The sequence below is a fragment of the Fervidibacillus halotolerans genome (genome assembly GCF_026547205.1).
In the GTDB taxonomy this organism is placed as follows: domain Bacteria; phylum Bacillota; class Bacilli; order Bacillales; family Caldibacillaceae; genus Fervidibacillus; species Fervidibacillus halotolerans.
The window spans coordinates 244,385-263,580 of the sequence record NZ_CP106877.1 but is presented as its reverse complement, the minus strand read 5'-3'; the positions used below and the strand labels follow the sequence as shown (position 1 = coordinate 263,580).

At 36.9% G+C, this 19,196-nt stretch carries 18 protein-coding genes; 7 read left to right on the top strand and 11 right to left on the bottom strand.

The window, feature by feature from the left end; translation table 11 throughout:
• Positions 1 to 532 precede the first annotated feature (532 nt).
• A complete protein-coding gene (locus OE105_RS01145) occupies positions 533 to 2,410 on the top strand; it encodes a heavy metal translocating P-type ATPase (protein ID WP_275422062.1) in 1,878 nt (625 codons plus the stop codon).
• A gap of 132 nt (positions 2,411 to 2,542) precedes the next feature.
• Here OE105_RS01145 and OE105_RS01140 read toward each other — a convergent pair whose 3' ends face one another.
• Genes OE105_RS01140 through OE105_RS01130 form a run of 3 tightly spaced genes read right to left on the bottom strand, consistent with a single transcriptional unit; the run spans position 2,543 to position 4,211 of the window.
• The gene (locus OE105_RS01140) at positions 2,543 to 3,397 is read right to left on the bottom strand and encodes a YihY/virulence factor BrkB family protein (protein WP_275420913.1); all 855 of its coding nucleotides are present in this window, start codon (positions 3,395 to 3,397) and stop codon (positions 2,543 to 2,545) included.
• The gene (locus OE105_RS01135; protein WP_275420912.1) at positions 3,378 to 3,722 is read right to left on the bottom strand and encodes a hypothetical protein; all 345 of its coding nucleotides are present in this window, start codon (positions 3,720 to 3,722) and stop codon (positions 3,378 to 3,380) included. Before OE105_RS01135 ends, OE105_RS01140 begins: the two co-directional genes overlap by 20 nt.
• Positions 3,723 to 3,734: 12 nt before the next feature.
• Positions 3,735 to 4,211 (bottom strand): low molecular weight protein-tyrosine-phosphatase, encoded by a 477-nt coding sequence (locus tag OE105_RS01130; RefSeq protein ID WP_275420911.1) that lies wholly within the window; start codon positions 4,209 to 4,211, stop codon positions 3,735 to 3,737.
• A 214-nt stretch (positions 4,212 to 4,425) separates the two neighbouring features.
• Between OE105_RS01130 and OE105_RS01125 the strand changes: the two genes are divergently transcribed.
• Positions 4,426 to 4,620, top strand: coding sequence for a DUF1128 family protein (locus OE105_RS01125; RefSeq protein WP_275420910.1), 195 nt, complete (start codon positions 4,426 to 4,428; stop codon positions 4,618 to 4,620).
• A 257-nt stretch (positions 4,621 to 4,877) separates the two neighbouring features.
• Here OE105_RS01125 and map read toward each other — a convergent pair whose 3' ends face one another.
• A complete protein-coding gene (gene map, locus OE105_RS01120; RefSeq protein ID WP_275420909.1) occupies positions 4,878 to 5,636 on the bottom strand; it encodes a type I methionyl aminopeptidase in 759 nt (252 codons plus the stop codon).
• 252 nt (positions 5,637 to 5,888) lie between these two features.
• Between map and OE105_RS01115 the strand changes: the two genes are divergently transcribed.
• The gene (locus OE105_RS01115) at positions 5,889 to 6,215 is read left to right on the top strand and encodes a helix-turn-helix domain-containing protein (protein WP_275420908.1); all 327 of its coding nucleotides are present in this window, start codon (positions 5,889 to 5,891) and stop codon (positions 6,213 to 6,215) included.
• Positions 6,216 to 6,244: 29 nt separating this feature from the next.
• On the opposite strand, the gene OE105_RS01110 is transcribed toward OE105_RS01115, so the two are convergent.
• Positions 6,245 to 6,466, bottom strand: coding sequence for an anti-repressor SinI family protein (locus OE105_RS01110; protein ID WP_275420907.1), 222 nt, complete (start codon positions 6,464 to 6,466; stop codon positions 6,245 to 6,247).
• A gap of 530 nt (positions 6,467 to 6,996) precedes the next feature.
• Between OE105_RS01110 and OE105_RS01105 the strand changes: the two genes are divergently transcribed.
• Together OE105_RS01105 and OE105_RS01100 are read left to right on the top strand one after the other, a co-directional pair.
• Complete coding sequence (locus OE105_RS01105; protein ID WP_275420906.1) at positions 6,997 to 7,320, top strand: XRE family transcriptional regulator; 324 nt, start codon at positions 6,997 to 6,999, stop codon at positions 7,318 to 7,320.
• A gap of 560 nt (positions 7,321 to 7,880) precedes the next feature.
• On the top strand, positions 7,881 to 9,245 hold the full coding sequence (locus OE105_RS01100; RefSeq protein WP_476729661.1) for an alanine/glycine:cation symporter family protein: 1,365 nt from the start codon (positions 7,881 to 7,883) through the stop codon (positions 9,243 to 9,245).
• A gap of 543 nt (positions 9,246 to 9,788) precedes the next feature.
• Here the strand turns inward: OE105_RS01100 and OE105_RS01095 are convergent.
• The 5 genes from OE105_RS01095 to OE105_RS01075 form a co-directional block, all read right to left on the bottom strand.
• Complete coding sequence (locus tag OE105_RS01095) at positions 9,789 to 10,859, bottom strand: ABC transporter ATP-binding protein (RefSeq protein WP_275420904.1); 1,071 nt, start codon at positions 10,857 to 10,859, stop codon at positions 9,789 to 9,791.
• Positions 10,846 to 12,372: an ABC transporter permease gene (locus tag OE105_RS01090; protein ID WP_275420903.1), complete on the bottom strand. Its 1,527-nt coding sequence runs from the start codon at positions 12,370 to 12,372 to the stop codon at positions 10,846 to 10,848. The genes OE105_RS01095 and OE105_RS01090 overlap by 14 nt, the downstream gene beginning before the upstream one ends.
• Before the next feature lie 245 nt (positions 12,373 to 12,617).
• Positions 12,618 to 13,661, bottom strand: coding sequence for an ABC transporter substrate-binding protein (locus OE105_RS01085; protein ID WP_275420902.1), 1,044 nt, complete (start codon positions 13,659 to 13,661; stop codon positions 12,618 to 12,620).
• Complete coding sequence (gene surE, locus OE105_RS01080) at positions 13,654 to 14,466, bottom strand: 5'/3'-nucleotidase SurE (RefSeq protein WP_275420901.1); 813 nt, start codon at positions 14,464 to 14,466, stop codon at positions 13,654 to 13,656. The genes OE105_RS01085 and surE overlap by 8 nt, the downstream gene beginning before the upstream one ends.
• Positions 14,463 to 15,260 carry a sugar phosphate isomerase/epimerase family protein gene (locus OE105_RS01075; protein ID WP_275420900.1) on the bottom strand — a complete coding sequence of 266 codons (798 nt, stop codon included), beginning with the start codon at positions 15,258 to 15,260 and terminating at the stop codon, positions 14,463 to 14,465. Before OE105_RS01075 ends, surE begins: the two co-directional genes overlap by 4 nt.
• Before the next feature lie 474 nt (positions 15,261 to 15,734).
• Here OE105_RS01075 and OE105_RS01070 point away from each other — a divergent pair, with 474 nt between their 5' ends.
• Both OE105_RS01070 and OE105_RS01065 read left to right on the top strand, forming a co-directional pair.
• Complete coding sequence (locus OE105_RS01070; protein WP_275420899.1) at positions 15,735 to 16,979, top strand: aminopeptidase; 1,245 nt, start codon at positions 15,735 to 15,737, stop codon at positions 16,977 to 16,979.
• 164 nt (positions 16,980 to 17,143) lie between these two features.
• A complete protein-coding gene (locus OE105_RS01065; protein WP_275420898.1) occupies positions 17,144 to 17,467 on the top strand; it encodes a YbjQ family protein in 324 nt (107 codons plus the stop codon).
• Positions 17,468 to 17,830: 363 nt separating this feature from the next.
• Here OE105_RS01065 and OE105_RS01060 read toward each other — a convergent pair whose 3' ends face one another.
• Entirely contained in the window at positions 17,831 to 19,171 is a 1,341-nt protein-coding gene (locus tag OE105_RS01060; RefSeq protein ID WP_275420897.1) for an oligosaccharide flippase family protein, read from the bottom strand.
• Between the last annotated feature and the right edge of the window lie 25 nt (positions 19,172 to 19,196).

The following is a 19,196-nucleotide window of genomic DNA, read 5'->3' as shown; positions in this document are numbered from 1 at the left end:
CAAAGGGACCAAAATCACGTATTCAATCTTTCTATTCGATAAATTGAGTTTCATTGAGTTTCCGATGATTAAGAAGGTGATACTTTTTCCTGTTTCCAGAAACTTAATAAAACAGTAGTGCCGAGTGGACGAATAATCGTCGACTCGGCTTATTTTTTAGTTTTTGTGAAAAAATTCATCAATTTAAGTTTTGCTTTTCCCAATTTTTCTATTGACTTTACACAGTTTTTTAATTAAAATAATAATAAATATTAATTAAAAATAATTTTAAATTAATTCTTCCCTCTTCCCATCGATTGTGTTAAAATAAAAATAGTAGAAGAAACCTAAAAAATTATTTACATTGCTGTCTTTTAAAAAGACAGCTTTCCTCTTTTTTTAACGGTAATGAACATGATTCTTATTCTCAATTAGAAATTGAATTTTCAATGAAACGTTATTTTAATGAAATTTATTCTCAATTAAATCGAAAGGGTGAATAAGAATGGGTACGGGATCACATTTGGAATTGGCCCAACAAAAAACAAATAAAATGTTATTGCACGACTTTATGGAAAAATTCGCACCATATATCGAATTGGCTGCAGCCTTATTTAGTGGAGTATTGATCGTTCTAGGTTGGCTGTTTGGAAAATTCGATTACTCCACCGCCTCTGTTGTTACCTATTTAGCCGCTTATGTCATCGGTGGATATGCAAAGGCAAAGGAAGGAATTTTAAGTACGATAGAAGATAAACGACTGAATGTAGAATTGTTAATGTTTTTAGCCGCCATTGGATCGGCGATTATCGGCTATTGGACGGAAGGAGCCATTTTAATTTTCATCTTCGCTGTCAGTGGAGCTTTGGAAACATACACGATGAGTAAAAGCCGAAAAGAAATTTCAGCTTTAATGGAATTACAACCAGAGGAAGCATGTCTTTTAAAAGATGGGAAGGAAATCATCGTCCCTGTTAAACAATTACAAGTTGGCGACTATATTCTCGTCAGACCTGGTGAACGTATTCCAGCGGACGGAAAAATCGTTAAAGGGTTAACGAATATCGACGAATCGGCTATTACCGGTGAATCAATCCCCGTATCGAAAGGAATCGGAGAAGAAGTTTTTGCTGGGACAGTGAACGGAAAGGGTTCGATTAAGGTAGAAATCACAAAACCAAGTAGTGAAACGTTATTCCAAAAAATCATTGAACTCGTCCAAAACGCAGAAAGTGAAAAATCCCCTTCCCAACAATTTATTGAACGATTTGAAGGAATATATGTGAATACCGTTTTACTAATCGTCGCCATCATGATGTTTTTACCCCATTATTTATTTGGCTGGTCTTGGAATGAGACAATTTACCGTGCTCTTGTCTTGCTTGTTGTCGCATCTCCATGTGCCGTCGTCGCTTCCATTATGCCAGCTACCTTGTCTGCAATCTCAAATGGGGCGAAAAATGGGATTCTTTTTAAAGGTGGAGCCCATATAGAAACGTTAGGAAATATTAAGGCGATTGCCTTTGATAAAACCGGGACATTAACAAATGGAAAACCGATTGTAACAGATTTCATCATAAAAGAAGGATGGACGGAGGAAGAAGTCCTTCAAACGGTTGCTTCCTTCGAAAAACATTCAACCCATCCACTAGCTCAAGCGATTGTAAACTATGCTAGACAAAAGGAAATTGAGTTGAAGGATCCCCAATCGGTGGAAGATATTAGTGGAAAAGGAATTAAAGCGGTCGTGGACGATACAGTTTGGAAGGCAGGAAAGGCGGATTTCATGACTGGAGAAAATCCGTTTATTACGAACCAAACGGCGGATCATTTTACAAAGGAAGGAAAAACGATCGTATTTATCGAAAGGGAAGAAGAAGTCGTCGGCATCATTGCCTTAAAGGACGTCATTCGTGAAAATGCGGAAAATGCTATTTCTGAATTGCAACAAATGGGCATCCAAACGGTTATGGTAACAGGGGATAATGTCCATACAGCAAAAGTTATTGCAGAAGAAATCGGAATTAACGACTATTACGCAGAATGTTTACCGCAAGAAAAAGTAAACAAAATGCGCCAGATTCATGAGCAATTTGAAACAACAGCCATGGTCGGTGATGGAATTAACGATGCACCAGCTTTAGCAACAGCAAGTGTAGGAATCGCCATGGGAAGGGGAACGGATGTCGCTTTAGAAACGGCGGATGTCATCTTAATGAAAGATGATTTATCCAAAATCGCCAAAACGATCAAATTGTCTAAAAAAATGAATCGCATTATAAAACAAAATTTGTTCTTTTCCATCGCAGTAATTATTTTGTTAATTGCTTCAAACTTTTTCCAAGTCATCGATCTTCCCCTTGGAGTCATTGGGCATGAAGGTAGCACAATCCTTGTCATATTAAACGGTTTGCGTCTTTTAAAATCTTAATTTCAAACAAAAAAGGGTGTCCGTTAACATGGGCACCCGTTAATTATTCTTTACGAAAAAAATGCCACATGCGGATCCTTTTTTAATCTTTATGTAAACTGACTTTTGATATAACGAAGGCAGAATCACCATCTATTTCCTACTCTTCTTTTTCTTTTTCAATGAATCCCAAATCGCATTGATTTCTCCCCCGAGGATAATGATGATCCCAGACAAGTTAAACCAAATCATTAAAACGATAATTACTCCTAAACTTCCGTAGGTCATGGAGTAGTTAGCAAAATTCCCTACATAGTAAGAAAAACCTGATGAAACTGCCATCCATCCTACAGTAGAAAATAGAGCCCCTGGAAAAAAGGTCAAGTCTTTCATTTTTTTATTTGGCGTAAGTAAATACAATGCGCTGAAAACAAGCAATAAAATGATAGAACTCAAACCCCAGCGCAACGTATTCCAAACCTTGAGAAATCCGGCGGTCAAGCCAAACTTGGAAAATAAATACAGGCCGATTTGTTTGCCAAATACCGGGAGCAATAGGGCGAGGAGAAAAACCCCTATCATCGCAATGGTTAGTAAAGCAGACATACCCCTTACGATGAAAAAACGACGGTTTTCCTTCACTTCATAGGCCCGATTTACTGCCCGGATAATGGCGTTCATTCCGAGAGAGGCAGACCATATCGTTGCGACAATCCCGAAGGAAAGAAGTTTTCCGCTATGATTCCCCAATACTTCCGATAAATTGTTTTGAATAAAAGCAACCGTTTCTCCTGGAGCAAAATCCTCAATAAAAAACAAAATATCTTCCTCCCTAATCGGCAGGAAGGGCAAAAGAGAAAAAATTGTAATTAACAGTGGAAAAAGGGAAAGAAGGAAAAAATAGGCCAATTGGGTAGATAGGCCGAATACATCGTGCTTTACAAGCCGTTTATATAAGATGATAACCCATTCGACAAGAAACCAATTTTTAATGTCGTTGATTTTCACTCTCGGTTTTCTCCTTCTGAAAAACTTCCTTCGTTTCTTCGATTATTTTTACCGTATCTTCGCCTAATTCTTTAATTTCTGCTGCCTGTTTCATAATAAACTGGAGATCATCGTTCATATCTTGGATCGTATCTCGAAAAAAGAGGATCTTTTCTTGTACCCTTTTTAATTTTTCCTTCGGGTTTGTCACTATTCCTTTCACATTTTGACCAACCTCTTTCCCTTTAATCAAAACCTCTTTTCTCGTTTGTTGGTCTAACAAGGTCAATGCACCGCCGATCAGTGCTCCGTAAACCATCCCTTTAATAAATTTTCCTGCTGCCATCGTTCCCACTCCTTATAAAATGGAATATTCCTTTTTAATTGTCTCCAAAAGGTTTTGACAACCTTCCTTTACGAGTTCATAAACATAATCAAAATTGCCCGTATAATACGGATCTGGAATATTTTTCTCCTTTGCTTCTGGCACAAAATCCATAAGTCTTGCAATGTGAACCTTTTTATTATTCCCCGCTATTCTTTTCAGTTCTTCTAAATTGCTCAAATCCATTCCGATAATATAGTCGAAGGAATCAAAATCGACCCTTTGAATTTGTCGAGCGGTTATACCTTCATACGAAATTTGATGTTCGTCTAAAATTTGTCGTGTACCAGCATGGGGACGCTCTCCCGTATGCCAACCTCCTATACCGGCAGAATCCACTTCGAATAAATGATCGATTCCTTCTTTTTTTAGCATATCCCGAAATACCGCTTCCGCCATAGGGGAACGGCAAATATTCCCTAAACAAACGAACAATACTCGGATTTTCATCGACTACCTCCACCATTTTAATATCTTTTTTTACGAATGCATGAAAATGAACATGTTTGATCAAAAAAGAAAACTGTCTATTTTTATTCAATCATGTTTTTATCATTTTTTAAAGATAAATAAGGGATAATAATCAAAATCTGCTTCTACTTGTGTTATGCTTATTAAGAATAATTTTAGAAAGGAAGAAATAATGGAAACAAAAGGTAAAAAGATGGATACACTTTTATCAGAAATTCTGGATAAATTAAAGATTATCAATAAAGATGTTGTGCGTCCTGGTAGCTTAAATGAATCCGCATATGAAGACTTAATTTCCATTTATGAATATGTAATGAAAAAAGATCATTTTTCTCCGAACGAAATGAAGGAAATTGTCGAAGAATTAGGGAGACTACGGGCAAAATAATCGATACAAGCAATCATTCGAATCAAACCTTTCCTCCTATGTCCACGGTAATTTTGTATATTGTACGGATGATGGGATGAATCGAGTAGGAGGGGGAGATTAACCCCCGTCCTCTCACAACACCGTCCGTACGGTTCCGTCTACGGCGGTTCAATTAAGATCGATGACGCAAGAATTCATAACGTTTATGTAGACTTTTAAGCCCTTGGTCACTCCAAATCGAAAAAACAGTGCCAAATTAGCACTGTTTTTTTTCGTTATTCGAGTTGATCTTGATCGGTTAAAATAATTGGACCATCTTTTGTTATGGCAATTGTATGTTCGTATTGAGCTGAGTTTTTCCCATCAATCGTTCGAGCTGTCCATCCATTCGCATCCATTTTCGAAAAATATTTTCCTTCATTTACCATCGGCTCAATTGTAAAGACCATCCCTTCTTTAATCCTCGGACCTTTTCCAGGCAAGCCAAAATGGGGGACGTCCGGTTTTTCATGGATTGAACTTCCAATCCCATGGCCGATAAAATCTCGTACAACGGAAAATCCTTCTCCTTCAACATACGTTTGAATGGCATGGCCGATATCTCCTATCCGATTTCCCGGAACGGCTTGTTCTATACCTTTATATAGAGCTGTTTTCGTCACATCGAGTAATTTTTGTGTTTGTTGAGATACGTTCCCGACTGCATATGTCCACGCACTATCTGCCAATGCTCCATTTAAATTAACGACCATATCGATCGTAACGATATCCCCTTCCTTTAATGGAACTTTTCGGGGAAAACCGTGACAAATTTCGTCGTTTACACTAGCACATGTGGCATATTTATACCCTTTATATCCCTTTTGTTCAGGGGTTGCACCGTGTTTTTCCAAATATTGTTCCACAAATTCTTCAATTTCCCAAGTTGTAATACCCGGTTTAATTAATTTGGCAATTTCTTTATGGCAAGATGCGAGCACTTTCCCCGCTTCTTTCATCTTTTCAATTTCCCGTTCAGACTTCAAAATAATCATCTACTGCACTCCTTATATAACTATTCTCATCTTATTTTACTACTTATCCGTTGATTGTTCTACAAAGAAAATTTGACGCAAAATTCCATTAATCATCACTGGAAAAACATTCTTTATCCACCGGTAATTCATGTATCTTGAATTGAAGAACATTCTAAAAAATATATTTTTTTCGTTCTTCATATGGAACAATTGTATAAGGGTATGCTATAATATGGTCAAACAGTTTTTTGCGAAGTGAGTGGAATTGACATGATTGGAGAACGAGTGAAAAATTTACGAATGAAAAAAAAGATGTCCCTATCAGAATTGGCAGAAAGGGCCGGTGTAGCCAAATCGTATTTAAGTTCGATCGAGCGAAATATACAAAATAATCCCTCCATTCAATTTTTAGAAAAAATTACTAATGTATTAGAGGTACCCGTTGATTACTTGATTCATGATGACCCGGACCAGAAAGAAGAATTAGACCCAGAATGGTTAACCCTCGTCGAAGAGGCGATGAAATCTGGCGTTTCAAAAGAACAGTTTCGGGAATTTCTCGAATTTAATAAGTGGCGTCTGAAACAACAAAAATAAGAAGGGTTTTATACCCTTCTTTTTATCGTTTAAGAGTCATTTGCTGATTTAAAAAAATTTAAAATTTCCTCCTTTGTCAACCCAATCTGTAATGCTTCCAATATTAGTTCCACCCATTCCAAATCTATTTCGTCATTTAATTCCACATATCGCACATGAATTCCTCCCATATTGATCTTTCCTCGTAATTCAGTCAATCGGTAATCATCGGACAAATAACGCCTTTTTGAATCCTCCGTTTCTTTTTTCAAAGGGACAATTTTCTACTCGACGCCTATTATATAAAATTCTTCTTCAAAAATTTGTAATATTTTGTATGGAACTTTCGGGAATTTGTTCCCAAACTTTCATCAAAAAGTGACATTCATCCCCGTCTACATTGTTGAAATTCGTCAGATTTTCAAGGATTTTGCGGATTCATCCGTTCCTTATCTATTCTATGTCGAATGACTTTCATTACTTCGTCTCGATCCCACTTTATATATATATGAATTTCTTCGATTTGGGAGGAAAATAATTCGATCTCAAATATTATTTGTACCATTCAAATTATTTTTATATGATAATCCCTTCGTTTTCTACATTATAGTATTTTTTTCTGAAAAATAAAAAACTTATATTTTAGAAAAATTCGTTATAAAGAACCACTTTTCTTCCGAATTCTAATTTTTTCTCACGAATACTCACTATTTTGTATTTTTTATCGAACGAATTGTTCGTTATAATAAAACAAACCGTCATTTTTTCTATAAAACGAAAAATTTTTAAAGAGGGGGATTTTATGATTGGGAAAAAGATTAAACGTTTACGTATCGAAAAGGGGTTATCACTAAATGAATTAGCAAGTTTAGCGAATGTATCTAAGTCATATATTAGTTATATAGAACGGGGCATCCAGACGAGTCCTTCGCCTCACATTCTCTCAAAGATCGCGAAAATTCTAGACGTTTCATTAGATGAAATCATGTATCCTTCCGATGACAAAGGGAACACCGATATTGAATGGGTAGAGTTGTTGAACGAGGGGATTCGTGCAGGAATGAGGAAAGAGGAGTTTCGAATGTATATCGATTTTATGAAATATAAACAAATGAAAAATCGATAAAATTCTAGTAAATGATTGACAAACCGTTTTCGAGATTCATCCATATGAATATTGCCAATCTTTTTTTATGTTTTCTAACAAAACAGTGGATACACGACAAACTTTTATCTTCCAGACCCAACGAAAAGGTCTGTTATTCGAATGAACGGTGGTAAAACCATTACTACTTTCTTTTTCTCGTGATGATCGTTTCCCTACACAAGGAAACGTGACGAAGATTATCATCGGTTCTGTAATAAGAACAAAACAAATCTTTTTGTAGCTGGCACTCTTTCTTCCGCCAGCCCTATTTTCCAAATAACCGTTTATTTCAATGAAAGTTCATTTACATAGTAGGAATCCGACCCATTTTTTATAAGCTATTGATTCATTATGATACCACTCTTATTCGGTATGTTACAGATTTTAAAATACGAAAAGGCATCGCTAACGGAAAACCGATCTATTTGACCACAACTTGGTGAAAAATACCTTGACGATGTCGTATAATATTATATTATTAATATAAGTCAAAATATTTTGTAATATTAGCCGATTTATTTGAAGTTAATTGGAAGGGGATGGATATGGAACAAATTTTAAGTAAAATCAGTAGTTTCGTCTGGGGGGTTCCACTAATTGTCTTATTAGTAGGTACGGGTATTTATTTAACGATACGTTTAGGGTTTTTGCAAATTCGTTCTTTACCCTATGCATTAAAATTAACCTTTTCGAAAAATCAAGACAAACAATCGGATGGAGATATTTCCCATTTCCAAGCTTTGACAACAGCATCTGCTGCAACGATTGGAACGGGGAATATTGTTGGTGTGGCAACGGCCATTACCTTAGGAGGACCGGGTGCGGTTTTTTGGATGCTCGTCGCAGGATTATTTGGTATGGCTACCAAATACGGAGAGGCGATCTTAGCGGTCAAATACCGGGTTAAAGATGCGAAGGGAAATATGGCCGGGGGACCGATGTACTATTTAGAACACGGGTTAAAGCAAAAATGGTTAGGGGTGTTATTTGCCCTTTTTGGATCCTTGGCAGCCTTTGGAATTGGGAATGGAACGCAAGCTAAAGCCGTGGCCGATTTAATGAAAAGTACGTTCTCTATCCCTGCATGGCTCACAGGAATCGTCCTCGTCCTCTTTGCAGGTGCTGTCATCCTCGGAGGAATTAAATGGATCGGTCGCGTAACTTCTTTTTTCGTACCATTTATGGCTCTTTTTTATATAATCGCAGGTTTTTACGTAATCATTGCAAATTATCAATTAGTACCTAATGCCCTTGCGACGATTATGACTCATGCTTTTTCTGGTGAAGCAGCATTAGGTGGAACAGTCGGTGCGGTTATTCGCTATGGAGTAGCTCGGGGGCTATTTTCCAATGAGGCAGGATTAGGTTCTGCACCAATCGCAGCAGCTGCAGCAAAATCCGACTTGCCTGGTAGACAAGCATTAGTTTCAATGGTTCAAGTTTTTTTTGACACGTTGATCATTTGTTCCATTACGGGAATTACAATCGTCATGTCTGGACTATGGGAAGACGAAAGTATCGGAGCAGGTGTGTTAACATCGAGCGCTTTTGAAGCATTGATCGGAAGTATCGGACCTTATTTAATCACCTTTGGCATTCTCTTTTTCGCATCTTCGACCATTCTCGGTTGGGGGTATTACGGTGAAAAATGTTTCCAATATTTATTTAAAAATCCTGCTGCAATTTGGGTCTATCGGACAATTTTTGTTCTATTTATTTTCATCGGTGCGACCACATCCCTCGATTTAATATGGGCGTTAGCTGATATTCTAAATGGTTTGATGGCCATTCCAAACTTAATCGGCCTCATCGGATTATCCGGTGTTATTGTAATGGAAACGAAACGTATACAGGCGAAATTGAAAGAAGAAAAAGCAATTGAAGTAAGTTCTAAAGGGATTTAGGGACTGTCCCCAGAAAAAATCCATCCCGCTCCTCCCTATTTCATAATATTCAACAAAAGTTCGTTACAACAGAATCATTACTTTCATTGTAAATAAATTTGAATGAATAATCAAAAACGGGCTAAGTAAAGACACGTCCAACTAATTTTATCACTAGCTCACACATGTAAATTCGAATCTGTTCCTCAATTTCAATAAAGTTTTCCGTTTTTTTTTTATTTGATATAGTTACAATATAATCGTCTCCGTGAGAAGGCCTCTTTTCAAAATGTATTTGCCGTGCTAAGCATACATTTATGATAAAAAGCCTTCTCTTTTTTCCACAATATCGAGAAATATTTTATACATAGTTAGATAAAAGGTTTCTTCTTTATAAAAAAGATGGAGAAATATATGACCTATGGAGGAGTCGAGTTAGAGGGAAAATCGTAATCCATCGAAGGAAAACAACTAACATATCATGGAGGGGCACTAATATGTTGACAAACATATTAGGCCCATGGAATATAGTTCCATTCTATATGAAAGGACTTTTGTTTACTGTTAAATAACGATAGCCTCTTGATTTCTAACCTTATTTTTAAAGACAAAATGAACGGAATCACCTTCTTGCAAATAGGTCGAGGATTGAATCTGTTCATGCACCGTCCATTCTTTTTCACCAACTTGTACAATGTAATGGATTTCTTTCCCTTGGTACTGGACGAATTTAATTATTCCTTGACCTGACCCGTCCTTTGCCTTTTTAAGAGACCATTGATCCGGTCGAACAGGATATAGACCTCTTTTTTTAAAATGGCTGGAAACCCCTGAATCAGGCCATCGTTCATTCGGAAATTGGTTTGGAATAAATCGTCCATCTTTCCAAAGCCCTTTAACAAAATTACATTTACCTACAAAAGTTGCAACAAACTCGGTTTTCGGTCTAGAAAAAATAATTTCTGGACGATCGATTTGTTCAATATTTCCACGGTTCATGACAACGATACGGTCCGCCATCGCAAATGCTTCACTTTGATCATGGGTTACATAGACAATTGAAGCATTTGTTTGCTTATGAATCTGTTGAATTTCTTTTCTCAATTCCATTCGAAGTTCCGCATCTAACGCACTAAGAGGTTCATCCATTAATAAAAGATTCGGTTCCGGTGCTATTGCTCGAGCTAAAGACACTCGTTGCTTTTGACCACCGGATAGTTCATGGGGATATCGTTGAGCGAACGATTCTAATCCAACCATTCGTAAAACCTGTTTTACTCTTTCATCCCGCCATTTTTTATCGACTTTTGGAGCAAAAGAATGATGAATCAATGGAAATTGTACATGCTCATAAACAGTCATATGTGGCCAAAGCGCAAAGGATTGGAACACCATTCCGATATTTCTTTTTTCTGGAGGAAGAACGTTGTCCACAGATGCGACAATCGTACCGTTCATTGTCATCGTTCCTTTTGTTGGTTTCATGAAACCAGCTAACAGTTTTAGCAACGTTGTTTTACCACAACCTGAAGGTCCTAAAATTGCGATGAATTCCCCTTCTTTAATAAATAAATCAATCCCCCTCAAGGCAGAAACATTCCCATATGATTTTGAAATGCCGTTAAGCTGAATCAACTTGTTTCAACACCTTTCGTCTCCAAATTTTTTCAAAAAATATAAGAAAAATCCCTAAAAGTAAAATGGCCAATACAATCAAGCTAGAAAATGCCGTTGAATATAAGGTGTAACCAGCTTGTTCAAAATTAAAAATCACAACTCCTACTGTTTCTGCCCCTGTAGACCATAGTAGGCTAGAGACCGTCAATTCTGTTAAAGAAGTTAAAAATACTAACAAAGCACCGCTAATAACGCCGGGTAAGAGAAGTGGCATAAGGATTTTTCTCCATTTAACGAAAAACTTCGCTCCTGATGTTCGAGCCGCCTCTTCGATTGAAGATTCGATCTGAGTCAACGCAGTATAACTCCCTCTAACTTGTAATACGAGAAATCTTGTAATATATGCAATAATTAATATCCAAATGGAGCCATAAATACCAGGGTTCCATCCCGGAATTGGTTGCATCCAGGTAAAAATCATACTAAGTGCAAAAACGGTTCCCGGAAGTGCATACGGAATCGTGATTAACAGTTCGACTAATTTTGTCCATTTATTTGGTAATTTATATCGAATGTATGCAATGGTCGTTCCAATAATTAATGAGACAACTGTCGTTAACAAAGCTAATTTTAGACTATTAGTAAGTGCCGATATTGTCTTCGAATCGGTAAATAAAATATATTCATAATTTTTGAATGACAAGTTTTCTAGATGAAAAGGGAGTCCGTAAGCTTTAATGAGTGATGTCATTCCCATTGACAGAAAAGGGACAAAACTCGTCAATAACAAAAATGACCAGATAATGATTTCAATGAATCGCTTTTTCATAGAGGATAACTGAATACGGGGTTCTGTCACTCGATTTACGGTTTCAATCACTCGACTTTTTCTTAAAAGAAGCCATTGGATCAACAGACCGATGAAAGCAATTCCACCTAATAAAATGGACAACACCGCAGCTCTAGAAAAAGAAGCGGGACCAAATCCAACAACTTCCTCATAAATATACGTACTTAATACACGAATATTTGCAGGAATGCCTAAAATGGCAGGAATACCAAAGTTATCAAGGTTTGACAAAAACGCGAGTATACCACCACTACTAATTCCTGGAATGGCAAGTGGAAGAACGACTTTGTACATAATTTTCCCTTTTTTCGCTCCACATATTTGGGCAGCATGTTCAAGTTCGATAGGGATCTTTCTAAATAATTCCACTGAAAGCAAGTATACGAGCGGATAATGGGACAAACCTAAAATAACAATAATCCCCGTCATACTATACAGATTTGGCAATTTCCAATCTCCTGGAAATATTTCTAATATCGATGCAACGGGTCCATTCTCGCTAAATAATTGAATCCAAGCAAGGGTTGTAATGTAGGAAGGAATGATAAATGGGAGAAAAATAAATAATTGAATCCATTTTTTTCCTCCAATATTTAAATAAGCCATTACCCATGCGAGAGTAATTCCTACAATTAGTGAAATAACAGTAGAACCGCTAACAATATAAAGGGTATTTTTCACAGTTACCCACGTTTTCTCTTCACTCAATATTTGTGAATAATGTGAAAGAGAAAAGGTATTCTGTTCCATGAAGCTTAAAAGGAAAAGACGTATAATAGGCGATACAAAAAATATGATAATCAGGAAAAGTCCTAAAATCATCCAAATTTTTTGCCATTGGTAGAAACGAGAAAACGAGGATCTTCTCCCCGTTATCTCTTTTGTTTGTTTACTAATAAAAAACATCCTGCTCTCTCCATTCAATATTATTGACCAAAAATTTCACCGAATTTTTCTTTATCTTGATGGCGAGAATGATAAAGTTCAGAAATATTAGCATTCAAAACATTTAATTCATCCACCGACTTTAATCCTTCTGGAGAATTGACACCTATTCGAATCGGTGTATATCCCAACTGTGAAGCCAACTGTTGACCTTCTTCAGATAAAACAAAATCGACAAAAACTTTTGCTGCTTGTTCATTTTTTGTATCTTTTAAAATCCCTATCGGTTCGGTTATGACTGGGACCCCTTCTTTTGGATAAAAAAATTCTACCGGAGAACCATCATTTTTGGCACGTAACACTAGGAAATCAACTACCATACCGTATGCCCTCTCACCGGATGCAACGGCTTTTAATACACCACCATTTCCTTTCGTGACTGCCATACCATTTTCTTTTATTTTTTCATAGAAATCCCACGTAAAATCGTCCTGTCTTGTAAATATACCTAGATTGTAGGCGGCTGCACCTGAATAAAAGGGGCTGGGCATAATGGCTTTTTCCCTTGCTTCACCTTCTGTTAGTACCTTCCAACTATCTGGTATTTTTTTTACATGATTCGTATTTACTGCAAGAACAGTTGCCATCACTTTCGTCCCTGTATACATACCTTGTGGATCTATGAATTGTTCTGGAATAAACTCTGTTTCTTTCGACTTGTAAGGAAGTAAAAGATCGTCATTTTTTAAATTCTCAAATGTGACCGCATCAGCTACAAGCAATACATCAGCTTGGATTTTTCCCGCTTCTTTTTCTGCATGTATTTTCGCTATCACTTCCTCTGTCCCTGAACGAAATATATTCACTTTAATGTTCGGATATTTTTTATTGAAAGCATTAACTAATTTTTGAGCATCTTCATCTGGTTGAGAAGTATAAAAGCTTAACTCTCCAGAAAAATTATCCTGTTCGGCTGACTGTGTTTTACCTTCATCATTTTTTGAAGTAGTATCCCTATTATCCCCACAAGCGATAAGGAAAAATAAGGAGATAAATAATACAAAAATTGATTGCCATTTACGCATTTCCATTCCCCTCCATATGTTTTATAAAATCCGGTGCACAATTTCGAAACCATCGTTCAATCTGTTCCATTTTCCGTTTATGGTGAACAGGAAATTCTACGGGAGTCACTGTGATATAACCTTCTTTTAACTTTAAATAATCACTGTTTTCATGAAGATCTACTAAATGATTCATTTCATCCTTTAACCAAAAATATTTTCGACCGTGGGGATCATTTAGACCTACGAATCGATAACGAGATACGGTTAAATCTAACGGAACGATTTTTACTCCCTTACAAAGATAGACTGGAATATTTGGTAAATTAATATTTAAAAAAATGCCTTTAGGAATTCGATTTTGTAAAATCACTTCAACGACTTTATACAAAAGCTGTTTTATACTGTTGTAATTTACCTTTGTTTCATCAAACTCGTTTAATGACACAGACACAGCTGGAACATTGTAAAGGGATGCTTCCACTGCACCCGCTAATGTACCGGAATAATATAAATCCCTTCCCAGATTAGGACCTAGATTAATGGCTGAAAACACGATATCTGGAGGTGTACTTAACAACACTTCCATTCCAAGTTTAACGCAATCGGCAGGAGTTCCATTGACTGACCAGGCTCCTTTTGCATTGGGGAAAATATCCACTGGTTTCATTTTTAATGGTGCTCTAAGCGTAATCGAATGTCCGATGGCACTCCTTTCTCCATCAGGACATACGACATAAACATCACCGAAATGATGAAGAACTTCCACAAGTGCTTTTACACCTGGAGAGAAAATACCGTCATCATTTGTTACGAAAATATTCAACCGACAACCTCCTTTAAATCAGCTTTGTTCCTTTGGATAAACTGAATATTTTTCTTAAGTACATTTAAATCGTTAGAATCATCAAATCCCTCGATGATCACCGGGATACTTTCAAAGGATAAAAACTTCATTAACGTCTCGAAATGAATATCCCCATCACCTAATGGCAAATGAAGTTTCTCATCTGTCGCATCACTAATATGTATTTTGTTTACTGTTGGCATCCCTTTCCATATGGAAAAGATGTTCTCGTGTAAAGGAATATGTGCCACATCGAAGGTCGACTGAATTTGCGGATAAAAGGGATCGATTACTTTCTTTAAAGCTTTTGGATGGTGAATAAACTCTTTCTTCTCCCTTTCCATCATTTCTAAAGAAAGGGTGACTCCTTCCTGCTTTGCTTTTCGAGCCAATTCCTCCAACGATTCAAATAATAACGCTTCATGAATAGACCGCTCAGAATTTGAGATCGTTAACTTCCCGGGATGAAAGGTGATATTATCGGCACCAATTTGTGATGCTAATTCAATAGAACGAATTATTTCTTGAACCGACTGTTTACGAATCCCATTGTTTAATGCACTAATATTTAAATCCCAACTAGCAGCATGCATCGTTAAAAGCATGTTTGTTTCTTCTTTCACTTCTCGAATAGTTTTCGTGTTCGTTTCATATTTCCAGACATGCTCCGCCCATACTTCAACTCCGACAAAATGACATTCACTTGCCATCCGAATAACCTGATCAATTGGAAATGCCCAAGCAAGTGTGGAAGCGAATCGTAAATTAATCAAAATTTTTCCTCCTTCCCATTCAAAGCAAAAAAAGATATAAATTCCAACCTATCCAAACCTCCTCCTCTGAATCAAATGTAAAAAAAAATTGTTAAGAAACATTAAAAGACATATATTCCTTTTGCAAAGATTTTGTAAAGGCTAAAGAAAATTGAAATGGGAAATGATCCATAGAAAGCGATTTAGATTAAAATTTTGCATAAATTCGTAAATTCTTTGTAAATTTTTTACATTTTTCATTTAACATTGTGTCACTCAAAATAATAGAAAAGGAAGAAAGGAAACGTTTTGAATAACAATTAGGGGAAGACAACATAAAATAAACGAGATATGATACCTATTTTTACCCGTACATATTTAAATGATTGATATAAAGTATTCTTTTATTGATTTTCATTCTTTTATCGGTTGGCATGAAAATTTCCCAATCCCTTTGGTAAAATAAAATTATTCAATGAAAAAGAGGGTGACGATATGGATACTTTTGAAAAAAAATTAGACAAATATGCAGAACTCGTTGTAAAAGTTGGTGTAAATGTTCAAGCAGGACAAACAATAGTCATCAATGCTTATCTTCATGACGCTCCATTTGTTCGACTCCTCACGAAAAAAGCGTATGAAACAGGAGCAAAACATGTTTATGTGAACTGGTCCGATGAAGAAATCGCCAAATTAAAATACGAACTCGCTCCCGATGAAGCTTTTGAGGAATTTCCTTATTGGCGGGCAAAGGAAAGGGAAGAACTGGCGGAACAAGGTGCCGCATTCATTTCTATTGCTTCATCCAATCCGGATTTGTTGAAAGGGGTCGATCCGAAACGAATCGCCACCTTTAATAAAGCCGCTGGACAAGCGATGCACAAATATCGTCAATACATTCAATCCGATAAAGTGAGCTGGACGATCATTGGTGCTTCTTCCAAATCTTGGGCAACGAAGGTTTTTCCAAATATTTCTGATTCTGAAAAGGTAGAAAAACTATGGGACGCAATATTTAAAGCTTGCCGAATCGACCATGAAGATCCGGTCCAAGCCTGGCGAGAACACGATCAATTTTTACACAATATTGTGGAGTATTTAAATGGGAAAAGATATGAAAAACTTCATTACACTGCACCTGGCACAGACCTAATCATTCGTTTACCGAAAAACCACCTTTGGGTTGGAGGAGGTAGTGTAAACGAAAAAGGACATGCATTTATGGCAAACATGCCGACGGAAGAAGTGTTTACTGCTCCTGATAAATATGGAGTTGATGGATATGTGACGAGTACGAAACCGTTAAGTTATGGGGGGAATTTAATTGAAAATTTCACTTTAACCTTTGAAAAAGGAAGAATCATCGATGTAAAGGCGGAAAAAGGGGAAGAAATTTTACGAAACCTTATTGAATCTGACGAGGGTTCCCACTATTTAGGGGAAGTTGCACTCGTACCGCATCAGTCACCCATTTCCCAATCGAATATTTTGTTTTACAATACCCTTTTTGATGAAAATGCTTCAAATCACTTAGCGATTGGAAGCGGGTATGCCTTCTGTATTGAAGGTGGAAAGTCGATGACTGAAGAGGAGCTATTGAAACATGGCGTGAACCGAAGTATTACTCATGTTGATTTTATGATCGGTTCAGAAAAAATGAATATCGATGGGATTTTATCGGATGGCCAGAAAGAACCGATTTTCAGAAATGGAAATTGGGCCTTTGACCTTTCGAAATAAAAAGGCGATAATACTTCTTTCCAATTCAAAAAACTTGTGATGGATTCTTCTTAAATAAGGTCCCCATATCTATCGTAAAAAACGATCCGATATGGGAGTATCATGAAACTCTTAGGGAATATTTTACGTATACGTATTATTACGATAAATAGGAGGAGATATGTTTGATCGTATCTACAACAAACGTATTAGAGAATAAGGAAATCGTCGATTATAAAGGTATTGTTTCAGGTGAAGCAATTATGGGTGCTAACGTTGTCCGGGATTTTCTAGCGAGTGTAACCGATATTATTGGGGGCCGTTCTGCTGCATATGAAAACAAACTGGCCGAGGGTCGGGAAATCGCCATTCAGGAAATGTCCGATAAAGCAAGACAACTTGGTGCCAATGCTGTGATCGGTGTCGATTTAGACTTTGAAACATTACGGGAAGGCATGATGATGTGTATCGCAACTGGAACAGCAGTCCTCGTTAAAGATCGAGCATAATGGGGATACAAATCAACTTTTTCCGATATGAAATTTGATCAAAAAAGGTAGGGACTGTCCAGCAAGTCAAAATCCACTGAAAACGAAACATCATAAGCGTTGATATATCAACGTTCCTAAAACATTAAAGGGGCGTCTATAAGCCGGGAAATCGACTTATTAGACAGCCCCCTTTTTCGATTGATTTCATTTCGGTGGTGGCGCTTCCTGCAGGCGAGACCTCAGCCTTTTTAACTCTCAAGCTCGTCTATGGGGCTTCGGCTCGTGCTAATGTTTAAAGAATCGTCCGTACCTTCCCTTTCAGCAACTCAACAACTTCGAGATTGTTCGGACAGTCCATTTCCTAACATAATTGGGGAAATTTTATTTTCTAGTATGGGATAATAACGGATGTTGACGTGTTAAAGTAAAAGATACACCGATTTTTTTACAAATAGTGAAATAATGTAAAGCCATTAAAAGTACCGCTCCCGTATTCATTCCAATAATAATCCCATCCATGAGAAATAACGGATTGGACCCGAGGAAATACATAAGGAAAAAGGTAATACATGTCGACCAAATATGATGGAACAAAGCATCTTTCAAAAGACCCAACCCGATTAAAAAACCTTGAAGTGGAATGGAAAAATAATGAAGAAAAAAGTATGGCCATAATAAACGCAAATAGTCTGCCGCTTCTTTCGATTCGACAAACAACTTTGTAAATGTTTCAGGAAAAGCATAAAGTCCAATGCATACTGGAATTCCATAAGCTGCAGTTAATTTTATGACATTTTTTAATAACATCAATAATTGAACCTGATCTTTTTTCGCATATGCTTTAGAAACGGATGGAATCAAAGCCGTCATAATGGAATGGGCCATAAATGCCGGGAAAAAACCGATCGGAAATGCGACCCCAGCAAGTCTACCAAAATGCTCTGTAGCACTACTGAAGGACAACCCCCCAGTCACTAGAGAAAATTTTATTAAAATTGGTTGTACCGCATGGGAAAAGGCGTGAAAAATTCGCATTCCCGTTGTAGGTAAAGAGACGGTTAATAAACTTTTCGCTAACACGGTTTTCGGTAACTTTCCTGGAATCTCCTTTTTCAAATCACGGATCTGAAAAAAATATGCACTAAACAAAAAAAGAAACTCGAACAATTCGCCTACAACGATGGAACAAATGGCAATTAAAACGGATTGATCGATCGACAAATCCAGTTGGGAAAAAATGAGGACGAGAAAAAATAACTGGAGTCCCCGCCGAAATAAATTAGCCACTGCAATTTTCCCCATCCGTTGGACACCTAAAAAATATCCTCTTGCAATGGAACTTAGTGAAACGATTGGAATTAGAATGATTACTACCCAGTTTGCAAAGGGATGGATCGATGTAAACACATCAAAAATCGTGAATAGAAAAAAGGAAAGAATTGACAATATAATTATTAAAATAACAACGAGTTTTACCGCCAATTTCAATAATGGCAAATGAAACTTCCTTTCCCTTTCGGCGATAAATTTCGAAATGGAAATGGGTAACTCCATACTCGATAAAATCATAATCAGAGCTACAAAGGGAAGGATCGTCATATATTGTCCCAATCCATATTCACCTAGTTCCCTTGCTAACACCAAATTGATTAGAAATTCGATACATTCCCCAATAAATGCGGTAGAGGCTAAAACAAAAACCCCTTTAATAAATAAACCCATCCCCACCAATCCCCCGTTTTTATTT

Coding starts and splice junctions, on each gene's coding strand:
- OE105_RS01060 (WP_275420897.1), bottom strand. CDS start 19,171: ATGGGTTTATTTATTAAAGGGGTTTTTGTTTTAGCCTCTACCGCATTT.
- OE105_RS01105 (WP_275420906.1), top strand. CDS start 6,997: ATGATTGGGAAAAAGATTAAACGTTTACGTATCGAAAAGGGGTTATCA.
- OE105_RS01085 (WP_275420902.1), bottom strand. CDS start 13,661: ATGCGTAAATGGCAATCAATTTTTGTATTATTTATCTCCTTATTTTTC.
- map (WP_275420909.1), bottom strand. CDS start 5,636: ATGATTATTTTGAAGTCTGAACGGGAAATTGAAAAGATGAAAGAAGCG.
- OE105_RS01135 (WP_275420912.1), bottom strand. CDS start 3,722: ATGGCAGCAGGAAAATTTATTAAAGGGATGGTTTACGGAGCACTGATC.
- OE105_RS01130 (WP_275420911.1), bottom strand. CDS start 4,211: ATGAAAATCCGAGTATTGTTCGTTTGTTTAGGGAATATTTGCCGTTCC.
- OE105_RS01115 (WP_275420908.1), top strand. CDS start 5,889: ATGATTGGAGAACGAGTGAAAAATTTACGAATGAAAAAAAAGATGTCC.
- OE105_RS01070 (WP_275420899.1), top strand. CDS start 15,735: ATGGATACTTTTGAAAAAAAATTAGACAAATATGCAGAACTCGTTGTA.
- OE105_RS01145 (WP_275422062.1), top strand. CDS start 533: ATGTTATTGCACGACTTTATGGAAAAATTCGCACCATATATCGAATTG.
- OE105_RS01100 (WP_476729661.1), top strand. CDS start 7,881: ATGGATATGGAACAAATTTTAAGTAAAATCAGTAGTTTCGTCTGGGGG.
- OE105_RS01125 (WP_275420910.1), top strand. CDS start 4,426: ATGGATACACTTTTATCAGAAATTCTGGATAAATTAAAGATTATCAAT.